Source organism: Thiocapsa sp., assembly GCF_018399035.1.
Lineage (GTDB): Bacteria > Pseudomonadota > Gammaproteobacteria > Chromatiales > Chromatiaceae > Thiocapsa.
Window position 1 is genome coordinate 441,036 of record NZ_CP073760.1, and the last position, 12,607, is coordinate 453,642.

9 protein-coding genes are annotated in these 12,607 nt (G+C 64.8%); 2 read left to right on the forward strand and 7 right to left on the reverse strand.

All coding sequences use genetic code 11. The features are described from left to right. Positions 1-26 precede the first annotated feature (26 nt). Positions 27-1,229, forward strand: coding sequence for an alanine transaminase (gene alaC, locus KFB96_RS02100; RefSeq protein WP_213458733.1), 1,203 nt, complete (start codon positions 27-29; stop codon positions 1,227-1,229). 73 nt (positions 1,230-1,302) lie between these two features. After that, positions 1,303-2,619 carry a homoserine dehydrogenase gene (locus KFB96_RS02105; protein WP_213458734.1) on the forward strand — a complete coding sequence of 439 codons (1,317 nt, stop codon included), beginning with the start codon at positions 1,303-1,305 and terminating at the stop codon, positions 2,617-2,619. 51 nt (positions 2,620-2,670) lie between these two features. Here the strand turns inward: KFB96_RS02105 and KFB96_RS02110 are convergent, their stop codons facing one another. The 7 genes from KFB96_RS02110 to zwf all read right to left on the reverse strand — a co-directional run bounded on the left by KFB96_RS02110 (position 2,671) and on the right by zwf (position 12,522). Next, positions 2,671-3,252: a hypothetical protein gene (locus KFB96_RS02110; protein ID WP_213458735.1), complete on the reverse strand. Its 582-nt coding sequence runs from the start codon at positions 3,250-3,252 to the stop codon at positions 2,671-2,673. 172 nt (positions 3,253-3,424) lie between these two features. Continuing rightward, on the reverse strand, positions 3,425-4,948 hold the full coding sequence (locus KFB96_RS02115; RefSeq protein WP_213458736.1) for a fused MFS/spermidine synthase: 1,524 nt from the start codon (positions 4,946-4,948) through the stop codon (positions 3,425-3,427). A 382-nt stretch (positions 4,949-5,330) separates the two neighbouring features. Next, positions 5,331-6,386, reverse strand: a complete 1,056-nt coding sequence (locus KFB96_RS02120; RefSeq protein ID WP_213458737.1) for a DUF4340 domain-containing protein — start codon at positions 6,384-6,386, stop codon at positions 5,331-5,333. A gap of 110 nt (positions 6,387-6,496) precedes the next feature. Continuing rightward, positions 6,497-9,433 (reverse strand): Gldg family protein, encoded by a 2,937-nt coding sequence (locus KFB96_RS02125; RefSeq protein WP_213458738.1) that lies wholly within the window; start codon positions 9,431-9,433, stop codon positions 6,497-6,499. Next, on the reverse strand, positions 9,426-10,364 hold the full coding sequence (locus KFB96_RS02130; protein WP_213458739.1) for an ABC transporter ATP-binding protein: 939 nt from the start codon (positions 10,362-10,364) through the stop codon (positions 9,426-9,428). The genes KFB96_RS02125 and KFB96_RS02130 overlap by 8 nt, the downstream gene beginning before the upstream one ends. Positions 10,365-10,752: 388 nt before the next feature. Further along, positions 10,753-10,950 (reverse strand): CPXCG motif-containing cysteine-rich protein, encoded by a 198-nt coding sequence (locus KFB96_RS02135; protein WP_213458740.1) that lies wholly within the window; start codon positions 10,948-10,950, stop codon positions 10,753-10,755. Positions 10,951-10,986: 36 nt separating this feature from the next. Beyond that, positions 10,987-12,522 carry a glucose-6-phosphate dehydrogenase gene (gene zwf, locus KFB96_RS02140; RefSeq protein ID WP_300971238.1) on the reverse strand — a complete coding sequence of 512 codons (1,536 nt, stop codon included), beginning with the start codon at positions 12,520-12,522 and terminating at the stop codon, positions 10,987-10,989. Between the last annotated feature and the right edge of the window lie 85 nt (positions 12,523-12,607).

Below are 12,607 nucleotides of genomic sequence, written 5' to 3' on the forward strand. Positions count from 1 at the left end.
CACTCCCAGCGTCAAGAGGTTGTCCAGTGGTCGCCCCTGAGCCCGAATTTCACCGCATCAAGCGGTTGCCGCCGTATGTCTTCAACATCGTCAACGAGTTGAAGGCCGAAGCGCGAGCCCGGGGCGAGGACATCATCGACTTCGGGATGGGCAATCCCGACCAGCCGACCCCGCAGCACATCGTCGACAAGCTGGTCGAGGCGTCGGTCCGCAAGGACACGCATCGCTATTCGGTCTCGCGCGGGATCCCGCGACTGCGCCGCGCCATCTGTCATTGGTATCGCGATCGCTTCGATGTCCATCTGGATCCGGACAGCGAGGCGATCGTCACGATCGGCTCGAAGGAAGGACTCGCCCATCTGGCGCTCGCCACCATGGGCGCCGGGGATTCGGTCTTGGTGCCGAATCCGGCCTATCCGATCCATCCCTACGGATTCATCATCGCCGGTGCGGACGTGCGCCATGTGCGCCTCACGCCGGACGTGGACTTCTTCGAGGAGCTGCAGCGCGCCATCCAAGACTCGTGGCCGAAGCCCAAGATGCTGGTGCTGAATTTTCCGGGTAATCCGACCACGCAATGCGTGGAGCTGGATTTCTTCCAGAAGGTCATCGACATCGCCTCCGAGCACGGGATCTGGGTGGTCCACGATATCGCCTACGCCGACATCGTTTTCGACGGCTATCGAGCCCCCTCGATCCTGCAGATCCCCGGAGCGAAGGATATCGCCGTCGAGTTCTTCTCGATGTCCAAGAGCTACAACATGCCGGGCTGGCGCGTCGGCTTCATGTGCGGCAACCGCACCCTGGTCGCTGCACTTGCGCGCATCAAGTCCTATCTCGACTACGGGACCTTCACGCCGATCCAAGTCGCGGCGATTGCTGCGCTGGAGGGGCCGCAGGAGTGCGTGCGCGAGATCAGCGACACCTACGAGAGCCGGCGCGACGTGCTCTGCAGCGGACTGAACGCGGCGGACTGGCCGATCGAGCCGCCGAAGGCGACCATGTTTGTCTGGGCGCCGATCCCGGAGCCCTACCGGTCACTCGGCTCGCTCGAGTTTTCCAAGAAGCTCCTGCAGGAGGCCAAGGTTGCGGTCTCGCCCGGGATCGGCTTCGGCGAGTACGGCGACGGTCACGTGCGGTTCGGGCTGATCGAGAACGAGCATCGCACCCGTCAGGCGATCCGCGGAATCAAAGAGATGTTCCGCCGCGAGTCGCGGGCCGGGAGCTGAGCTTTCGAACAGGTTGACGCGCGCGTCGGCGAACCGATTTGCGAACACCGATTTGCGAACAAGGGGTGCATGAATGGAACCGGTAAAGGTCGGACTTCTGGGCTTGGGGACGGTCGGCGGCGGCACCGTGACGGTCTTGTCGCGCAATGCCGTGGAGATCGCGCGTCGCGCCGGTCGCGGGATCGAGATCTCGCACGCAGCGGCGCGGGACTATGATCCGGAGCGCATTCACGGTTTGGAGGCGATCGGGCGGATCGGCTCGGACGCCTTCGCCGTGGTCGAGGATCCCGAGGTCCGGATCGTCGTCGAGCTGATCGGCGGCTACTCGCCTGCGCTCGAGCTGGTGCTCAGGGCGATCGAGAACGGCAAGCACGTGGTCACGGCCAACAAGGCGCTGATCGCACGGCACGGCAACGAGATCTTCGCCGCCGCACGCGAGCGCGGCGTCATGGTGGGGTTCGAGGCGGCGGTCGCCGGCGGGATCCCCATCATCAAGGCCCTACGCGAAGGCTTGGCGGCAAACCACATCGAGTGGATCGCCGGCATCATCAACGGCACCGGCAATTTCATCCTGACCGAGATGCGCGACAAGGGTCGCGATTTCGCCGATGTCCTCGCCGAGGCCCAGGCGCTGGGCTACGCGGAGGCCGACCCGACCTTCGACGTCGAAGGCATCGACGCCGCGCACAAGCTGACGATTCTCAGCTCGCTGGCCTTCGGTGTTCCGCTCCAGTTCGAGCGGTGTTTCACCGAGGGTATCTCGAAGGTCGGCGCACTGGACGTCGCCTATGCCGCCGAGCTGGGCTACCGCATCAAACACCTCGGGATCACGCGTCGCAGCGAGAACGGGATCGAGCTGCGGGTGCACCCGACGCTGATCCCCGAGCGCCGTCTCATCGCGAACGTCGACGGCGTGATGAACGCCGTGTTGGTCAAGGGCGATGCGGTCGGACCGACCCTCTATTACGGCGCCGGGGCGGGCGCACTGCCGACGGCCTCGGCGGTGGTCGCGGATCTGGTGGATGTGACGCGCGCCTTGACGACGGATCCGAACAACCGGGTGCCGCATTTGGCATTCCAACCCGACGAGCTGGCCGACACCCCGGTAATGCCGATGGAGGCGGTGCAGACCGCCTATTATCTGCGCCTTGCGGCGCTCGATCAGCCCGGCGTCATGGCCCGGATCGCGAGCATCCTGGGTGAGCAGGGCATCAGTATCGAGGCGATCAAGCAGAAGGAGCCGGAAGAGGGGCAGACCCATGTGCCGCTGGTCATGCTCACCCATCGTGTGATCGAGCGTCAGATGAACGAGGCAATCGCCCGAATCGAGGCGTTGGATTCGGTGCAGGGCGAGGTCACGCGGATTCGGATGGAGACCTTGTCGGGCTGAGGCCGGGGTTCGACGGTCGGCGCCGGCCCCGCCCCCGCGCGTCAGCGTGCCTCAAGGCCACAGCCGAATGGCGGCCACCACGAGTGCTCCGACGCTGATCGTCATACCGAGCGACCAGAACATGAAGCGGTCGAGCCGCCGCGTCAGCTCTTCGAAGCGTTTATCCATGGATTCGAAGCGTTTATCCATGGATTCGAAGCGTTTATCCATGGATTCGAAGCGTTTGTCCATGGATTCGAAGCGTTTGTCGACGGCATCGAAGCGTTTGTCGACGGCATCGAAGCGCTGATCCATGTTCCGCTGCATTTGCTCGAAGCGTTTGTCGACGGCATCGAAGCGCTGATCCATATTCAGCTGCATTTGTTCGAAGCGCTTATCAACGGCATCGAAGCGTTTGTCCATGTTCAGCTGCATCTGCTCGAAACGCTTCTCCACCGAGTCGAAGTGCTTGTCCATCTGCACCAGGATGGTCTGGATCAACTCGCGCTGGTGCCTGAGCTCCTCCTCCACGCGAACCATGCGCTCGCGCAGCTCGATCTCGTAGACAGCCGGCGGCTTGGCGAAGGACTGCTCCGCCAGCCATTCGCCTAAATGGGCCTTGATGAATTCGATGTCTTCCCGTGCCAGGGCCATGTGTCCCTCCCGTCGCGCGCCGTCCGGAGATGCGCTCTAGTTTAACGTAGATCCGGCAGTTGAACGGCCCCAGGGGCCGTAGCGGCCGTCATCCGGCGGGTAAACCCTCGGACGAACGCGATCGTCAAGGCCGTCAAACCCTTTTGATTCGACGCCGGAGACGTGTTGTTGTTCAACGCCCCAGGTCTTCGAAATAGAACTCCGAGACCAACCGCTCGACGGGGACATAGTCGTCGGTCAAGAGCGGCAACGCGTCGAAGGCCGTGCCCGTTCGCATCATGGGATCGGTCGCACGCAGCCAACGATGAGCGAAACCGCGTCGGGCGACGAGTGTCTCGGGCGGCTTGCGGGCATCGCTCGCGGAGATGACGAAGGTCATGCGCTCCGCCTCGGGCGGGACCATATCCATCCAGACATGCACGTGCTCGAACGACTCGGACAAGGTCTTCATCATGCTCTTGACCAAGCGCGGATCCGGAAAGGCGTCCAGGACGTTGAGCAGATAGATCCCGTTCGGAGCGAGGCGTGACTTTACAAGCTCCGCGTATTCACGGGTCACGAGGTGGTAGGGGATGGAGATGTCGTGGAAGGCATCTGAGACGATGACGTCGTAGTGCTCGGACGGGTCGCGGGTCAGGACGATCCGAGCGTCCTCGTGGACAATCCGCATCCCCCGGGTGTCGAGGAACAGCCGCTCTTCGGTCGTGCGCGTGACCAGTGGGTCCAGCTCGGCGACGGTGACGGTCGCGCCCGGGGTCCGCGTGCGGACCGAGCGGGGCAGGGTGTAGGCGCCGCCGCCCGCGAAGAACCAGCGCAGCGTCTCGGCCTTGTCTTCTCCGAAGTGCTCGAGTGCGAGCTCGTCCATCAACTGCACGTAAGGCGAGATCAGCATGCCGGGCTGGCTGTCGTGATTGGTCCCGTGGACCAGATGGTCCAGCACCAGGCTGCGCGCGACGCCGAAGGGAGCGCGTTCGGAGTCGTCGACGACCCGGATGCAGAAATAGTTGCTCTCGCGATCGCAGGGATTGGAGAAGCCGTTGCGCGCATCCGTCACCAGGACCAGACCGACTGCCGCGGCAAGCGCGGCGATGGGCGCCACGCGTGAGCGCCCTTTGAAAAACGGCAGCGCCAGCAGGAAAAGCCCGAGCGCGGTACCGATGATGATGCCGCGCGTGCCCAGATACTGGATCAGCACGTAGCCCGTGACGAAGGTGCCCAGGATGCTGCCCAGAGCCCCCAAGGCGTGCATGCGCCCGACGATATGGCCGGTGCGTCGATCCAGCCCCAATGCCAGCGTCGTCAGAAGCGGCGTCACCACGCCGAGCAACACGGCCGGCATGAAGAAGAGCGCGAGGACGTAGAAGAAGCTCGCACCCAGCAGGGTCATCTCGCGCGCCTCGATCAGCGGCGCGACCAGCGTCAAGAGAAAGAGGATGCCGAGGCTGAAGAGCCCGGCCAGCGCCAGCGTGATGCCGGCCGCCAACTCGTTGCCGCCGCGATCGGCCCAGATCCCGCCGATCCAGTTGCCGAGCGATAACCCGGCGAGGATGACGCCGATGATGGCGGTCCAGGTGTAGAGCGAAACCCCGACGTACGGCGCGATCAGGCGGCCCGCGAGAATCTCCAGCACCAAAAGGAACGCCGAGCTGAGAAAGATGGTGACGCCGTACCAAGTGATTCGCAGACGGTCGGACACGATGGACTCCGGGAGTGGACGATCGGTCCGCAAGGATAGCGAAGGGCGGGAGCGCCGACCAGAGGGTCGGCCGGCGTGTAGGTGCGAATCTATTGAGCGCACGCTCAGCCTTCAGGTCTTCCGGGCATGCGCAGCCGGGATGCCAGGAGCGATTCAAAACCAACCGTAACCTGTAGGATGGGTAGAGCCAAGCGAAACCCATCCAGCCCGCGCCGAGGGCATCGGACCGACACCCGGCAACGCGGCGGTTTGGAGGATGGGTTTCGCTGACGCTCTACCCATCCTACCGGTTTATCAAGGTGTTCAATTTGTTGCGGGGCGCAGACGTCGGGCCTGCGGCGGTGCGGATGGGCTCCCGAGTCGGACGCAAGCCCACGATGTCTCAGTCGGCGGGTTGCGGCTCCTCGCTGAGCTCCTCCGGCATCGGCGGTATCTCCGAGGGGCTCGAGGGCTCGACGCTTGCCGATGGATCGGCCGCGTCGTCGGCCGCAAGAAGAAGTGCGACCTCGATGTCGAGCAGCTCCCCCAGATCGAATTCGGAGAGCTTGAAGTACCAAGGCCGTTCGGAGTCCTTGAGGACATAGTCCTGGCTGTCCTTGGCTTGCGAGATTCGATAGTGCCGCTTCGAGCCGTCGGCGAGCCCGATCTCGAGCTCGACCAGCGGATCCTGCTGATTGTAGACAGGATCATCCACGACGCCGAGCACGCCGCGGTAACCCAGATTGGCCAGACGCAGCATCAGGGCCGAGACGGTCTCTTGATCGACGAGCCGATCGTCGCCTGCGAGCGCCCAGACGCCCGTCTCGTCCTTGCTCAGGGTCCAATCGCGCGTGGCGATGCGGTTGATCGGCTCGCCCTCCAAGCGCAGGAGCCCGACCTCGATCCAGTCGTCGCGTCGTGCGGAGACGTCGGACAAGGCAAGCCTCAGCTCATGGACGCCCGTCTCCCCCGGAAGACGCGCGAAGACACGTTTGAAGCCCGGAGAGTCGCCGATCAGGAGTCCGGCGATCGGTCCCGTCTCGCCGTCGAGCGTCAGGCGCCGCTCGAAGGCGTCATCGGCGACCTTGAAGCGCTCGCGGGCCTCTTCGCTGGTCGCGATCGGAAGGGGTCGCTTCAACGCGGCGAGGTCGTCGAGGAATTGCTCGACCTTGGCGCTTTGAACCGGGAGGTCATCCAGATCCGCGTCGACCCAGGTGTCGTCGCGACGCACAAGGGTTACGGACTCGGCCCCGTCGCCGCTCTCGATGTGCAGGCCCTGGACCTGATCGGGCGCAATCCCGAGCAGGGGTGTGTCGGTTGCGCTCGGTGCAAGCGCGTGACCGCTGCCGAGATTCAGGCCGAGCGCGATCAGGATCTGCAGGAGCAGCAACCCGGCCAGCCCCAGGACGATCGGCGCGCGCAGGTCGGGGCGCCAGCCGGTGTCGGATTGAACAGTCATGTCGGTCATTCTCGTCTTAAACCGCGCCCGGCGCGGTATGCGATGTTTGTGGATGGGATCGGCCCCGGCAGACGTGACGACCGCCGGAGCTGGCGCGGTTTAACCTTGGATCAAGCACGCGGTTGAGTGCCCAAAATCGCCTCGTCGGCCCGCTCGCGTCGTGCCCTGGCGCGGCGGTAGAGCCAATACACCAAGGCCAGTCCGGCGAGGGCCAGGACATAGTTCAGGGTCTCCCAGAAGATGCGACCCTCGCGACCCACCGGCTCGAGCAACCGGTTGAACTGGCCGCGTCCGCGCAGGGTGAGCAGGCCGCGATCCTCCAACGACCAGTCGACCGCGTTCTGGACCAGTTCGAGCGGAGCCAGATAGCGGCTCTGGGTCGCCTCGGTCGCCAAACTGATGGCGGTGTCCGAGAGGAAGGTCGAGGAGCCGATCAGGATCAGTCGTGCCGAAGCGGGCGAGGTCTCCACCACACCCGAGATGACCGGGGTCTTGTCCGCGACAGGCTCGCCCGTGTCGGGGTCGATCGCCTGCGGGTCGGTGTCGTCCAGCCCGTTGTCTTCCGACGCAGTCTCTCCGAGCGAGTCTTCCAGGAGCGGCGAAGGACGCCCCGCGAAGGCCGAGCCGAAGCGTCCTTCGACCGCGACGGCCAGCACTCGGCTGCCGCGCTCCTCGCCGCGCGGGAAACCGAGACTGCCGTGCGTCTCGAAGTCGGGCTGCATGTCCTCCGACGTGCTGGCCCAGGACCCGGAGGAGCTGCGGATCAGCTCGATCACGCGCCGATCGGCATTCATCTCGGCATCGACCTGAATCGGCGAGGACCAGTTCATGGTGATCTGGCCGAGGGCCGCAGTGATGCCGGAGTCCTGGGCGAGTCCGTCGCTGCGGACATCCGCGAAATAGGGATAGTCGAGCGTCTGGATCTCCTCGACCACGAAGCCGCCCAGATCGCGCTGCACCGGGATCGGGAAGGGCGTGTTCTTGGGATCGAGCACCAGGCTCGGCTCGAGTGTCAGCCCCTGATGCGCGAACCAGTCCTCCAACCCGGTCGGGGCGGCTTGCGCCGCAATGGAGCCCCCGGCCAGGTCCAGATCGAAGCTGGATGCGGCCAGGATGACGGTCCCGCCCTGCATCAGGAACTGGTCGATCGCGAACTGCTGGCGCTCGTCCATCGCCGCTGGCCCGACCACCAGGAGCAGATCGGTATCCTCGGCGACCTGACCGGAGGTGAGATCCGTCTCGCGCAGATTGAATCCGCTGCGCAGGGTCTCCTGCAAGAGTGCGTAGCCGGGTCCGGGGCTCGGCTCGCCGAACATCCCGGGCATCGACGGCGGCGTGTAGAGCGCGATGGTGCGCAGCACCCCCGGAGCGAAACGCTTGATGCCGGCCTCGATGGCGCGTGCCAGACCCGCCCGATCGAGCGATTCGGGGAGCGGTACCGGAACGGCCTGATCGCCGGATTCGAGCACCATGTAGAAATAGAAGGGCGTGGGATCGAGCAGGCTGACCACCAGCGGCTCGAAGCCGAACTGCTCGGCAATCGTCCGGGCCAGCGTGCCGTCGCCGGCCGCCGGATCCTGGATCTCGACGCTGAAGCGCTCGCCGCCGTTCGCGGCAAGCTCCGAGAGGATCGACTCCAAGTCGGCCCGCAGCTCGGGCAAGGGCTCGGGCAGGCGATCGGCCGGCGAGATGAAGCCGCGGAAACGCACCGGTTCGGTCAGATTGGCGAAGAGATCGCCGGCGCCCTGATAGCCGTAGAGGACCTTGCGGATCACGCGGGTGAGGTCGTACTCGGGGTTGCGCAGACGCACGTCCAGATCGGTTTCGCCCTGGACCTTCACGTCGATCAGGTCCTGGAAGCCGAGCGTCTCGAACTGATCGCCGTACTTGATCAGGATGTCGAAATAGGAGTTGACCACGGAGGCCTGATACTTGGTCGCGGTCTGGAAGGCGACGGGACGGATCCCGTATTGCTCGCCGGCCTCGCGCTCGAGCTCGGGCGAGCGCTGAGGGTCGACGAATTCGACCTGGACGCGGCCGCCGCCGGCGATCTGATACTCGCGCAGCAGATCGCGGATCTGGGGGACCAACGGGGCCAACAAGGGGTGCGTGTCCGCGCTGAAATAGCCGCGGATCAGGAGTGGCTCCTGCAGCTGGCCCAGATAGGTCCGGGTCGCCTCCGAGATCGAGTAGACCCGACCCTCGGTGAGATCCACGCGGGCATTGCCGATGGCGCCGAGCCAGAGGTTCGCGGCCAGGAGGTTGGCGACCGCAAGCCCGGTCACCAGGGTCCAGCGTCGATGATGCCGCCGGTTGGCGCCCTGCTCGGCCCAGCGCAACCGCTCCAAGCTGTACAGGGTGAGGGCGAGGAAGGCACCGACGATGCTCAGGTAGTAGTAGAGATCGCGCAGATCGATCACGCCGCGTGTGATGGACTCGAAGCGCGAGCCGCTGCCGATGAGTCGAAGCAGCTCGCCGCCGCCATGCCCGACCAGGCTGGTCAGGGCCGGGGTGCCGATCAGGTAAAGGATCGCGCCGACCAGGGTGGTCCCGATCAGTGCGACGATCGGATTGTCGGTGCGCGACGAGACAAAGAGGCCGATCGCCAGATAGGCCGACGCCAGCAGCAGGGTTGCCAGATAGGCACCGATCACCGGGCCCCAGTCCATCGGACCCAGAAAGGAGACGGTCAGCGGGATCGGCAGCGTCAGGGCCAAGGCGATCGCGACCAGGGCCAGGGCCGCGAGGAACTTACCGAGGACCAGATTCAGGGTCGGCACCGGCAGGGTCATGAGTGTTTCGAGCGTCCCGGCGCGTCGCTCCTCGCTCCAGAGCCGCATGGTCAGGGCGGCGCAGAGAAAGATGAGCAACACCGGCATCCAGTCGAACAGAGGGCGCGCATCGGCGACGTTGCGGGCGAAGAAGGCGTCGACCCAGAAGAACACGAAGAGCGAGACCGCGAGGAAGGCGCCGATGAAGAGATAGGCGACGGGCGAGCCGAAGAAGGCGCCGAGCTCGCGGCGTGCGACGCGCAGGATGTCAGACATAAGCCACCTCCATCTGCTCCAGGGTGACGGCTCCGAAGAGGTCTTCGAGGTCACGCCGCTCGGGCGCGAGCTCATAGAGGTTCCAGGGTTGTCCGCCGAGCGCCCTGGCGACCAGCGGCGCGAGCGCCTGCGGATCCGCAGCGCTCAGGGCGAAATGCCGCAGACCGGCGTCACCGTCCCAGGCATCCACCCCCGTGACTCCCTCGATCCGGGCGAGCACCGGCCGCGCCACCTCGGGCGAGCAGTCGAGTGTGACGAGCAGCCGCCTGGGTCGCCCGATGGCATCCAGTGCGCTGTCGAGCGCCAGTTGGCCGCCGCGCATGATGAGTACCCGGCTGCACACCGCCTCGACCTCCTGAAGGACATGGGTGGAGATGATCAGGGTCGCATCCCGGGCCAGCTCGCGGACCAGGCTGCGCATCTGCTGGATCTGCGAGGGGTCCAGGCCGTTGGTCGGCTCGTCCAGGATGAGGATGGCCGGCTCGTGCAGGATCGCCTGGGCCACGCCGACGCGTTGGCGATAGCCGCGCGAGAGGGTGCCGATGATCGCGGTCGCCTTGGGGCCGAGATCCGTGCGCTCGATCGCCCGGCGGATCGCGCCGGGGCGGCGGTTGTCGGCCATCCCGTGCAGAGCCGCCTGGTAGTCCAGGTAGTCGATCACCCGCATCTCGGGATAGAGCGGGCAGTTCTCCGCTAGATAGCCGATGCGCCGTTGCGCCTCGCGCCGCTGCTCGGCGATGTCCAGCCCGTCGATCCGGATCGAGCCGCTGCTCGGCTCCAGATAACCGGTCATCATCTTCATGATGGTGGTCTTGCCGGCCCCGTTGTGGCCGAGCAGTCCGACGATCTCGCCGCGGCCGATGTCGAACGACACCGCTTGCACCGCCTTGAGCGCGCCGTAGCTGCGACTCAGCTCGCGAACCTCGATCATGATGTCTCCTGCTGAACCGCGTCTGGTGCCCCTTTTCGCCGATGGCGCGTGGGTTCGGCGCTTGACGATTCCGGGCGCGTCGGAGCGGACGCGGTTCAGGTCTTTAGAATGGTTGAGAATGTAAACCGCGTCGAGGATCGAGCGATTCGGGACCGCCGGTCCCGTGACGGGAAAACCTCGGCTTATCGGATCTTGGCGCGGTTGAGCGTCTGTCGGGCCTGGGACGCTGCTCGGGCGCGAATTTCACCCGAGGCGGGCGCAGGATGCAAGACCTGTCGCGACTGTTCGTTGTCGTTGTCGTTGTCGTAATCGACGATCGATCCGAAAACGACAACGACAACGATCTCGAAGGGTCTCGATACAGTTCCTGTCCTGCGTGAGCAAGGCGTCAATCACCGTCGCGCTCCAGGGTGATGACCAGGTCGTCCTCCAGGTCCGGATCCATGGCGACCTGGACGACGATCGGTGCGCAGCAGACCTGGCAGTCTTCGATATAGGTCTGGGGAACGGCGCTGACGTCGATCGTCAGCTCGATCGGCGCGTCGCACCAAGGACAATGCGCGTCGCGGGTCTCGAGGGGGTTCATCGGGTTCCGGGTTTCATCTTATCTTCGAGCGGTTCCCTACTCGGGCGTTGTAATTCGCCGCCACAGCCGGCCGTCGTTTTTGAGCAGATCCCCCGCCGCGGGCGGGCCCCAAGTGCCGGCGGCATAGTTGGGAAAATCGCGGGCGGGTAGGGCCGACCAGACATCCTGGACCGACTCGACGATCTCCCAGCCTTTCTCGACCGTGTCGGCGTGCTTGAAGAGTGTGGCGTCGCCGTTCATGCAGTCGTAGATGAGTGTTTCGTAACCCGTTGCCGGGGCATTGCCGAAGTAGTCGGCATAGCAGAAATCCATATTGACCGTGCCCACACGCATCCGCGGCCCCGGGATCTTGGCGCCGAAGCTCATTTGGATGCCTTCGTTCGGCTGGATGCGCAGCACCAGCATGTCCGGGTTCATCTGGGCGGTGTCGGCGTCCTTGAACATGATCTTGGGCGCCCGCTTGAACTGGATGACGACCTCCGTGTATTGCGCCGTCAGGCGCTTGCCGGTGCGCAGATAAAAGGGCACCCCGGCCCAGCGCCAGTTGTCCATCGTCAGCTTGAGCGCGGCGAAGGTCTCGGTACGCGAGTTGGGGTCGACCCCCGGGGAGGATCGGTAGGCGGGCACCTTCTCGCCGTTCGGCATCACCCCTTCACCGTATTGACCACGCACGGCGTTGGTGAGGACCTGCTCGGGCGTCAAGGGATGGACCGCGTCGAGGACCTTGTTGATCTCGTCGCGCACGGCTTGGGAGTCGAACGAGTTGGGCGGCTCCATCCCGAGAAACCCGAGCAGGACCAGCAAGTGGTTCGGGATCATGTCGCGCAGGGCGCCCGCCGTATCGTAGTAGGGTCCGCGATGCTCCACGCCGACGGATTCAGCGACCGTGATCTGGACATGATCGATGTGTTGACGGTTCCAGAGCGGCTCGATGAAACCATTGGAAAACCGAAAGACCATGATGTTCTGGACGGTTTCCTTGCCCAGATAGTGATCGATACGGTAGATCTGATCCTCGTCCAGGGTCTCGTGGAGCATCCGGTTGAGAACCTTGGCGCTGTCCAGATCGATGCCGAACGGCTTTTCGATGATGACGCGACGCCAGTCGTTCTCGCACTCCGCCGTGAGTCCGACGGCACCGAGCAAGCGTGTGATGTCGCCGAAGAGCGATGGGGGAACAGCCAGATAGAAGAGATAGTTTCCGTCCGTCCCACGGTCTGCGTCGATCCCGGACAGGCGCTCGCAGAGTTCGATATAGGTCGCCTGGTCGGTGATGTTGCCCTGCATATAGTGAAGACGCTCGCACAAGCGCGCCCAAGTGTCGGCATCCCAGGCGCTTCCGACGTTGCGCTTCACCTCCTCGGCCATCATCGCCTGAAAAGCCGTGTCGTCCATCTCCAGCCGGTCCAGCCCGACGACCGCAAAGGTGTCGGGGAGCAGGTTCCCGTGGCACAGATGGAATAGGGCCGGGATCAGCTTGCGCTTGGTCAGATCGCCCGCGGCACCGAAGATGATCATGGCGTTCGGCGGGGCGGGTGGCGTGGTCTCGGCGCTCAGACGTTGCGTAGGCAAGGGATCTCTCCTTTTGTTCTTCACGTTAAACCGTGCCGGCTCCAACGCTTGTCAAGTCTGCCGGGGCCGACCCCATCCAAAAACA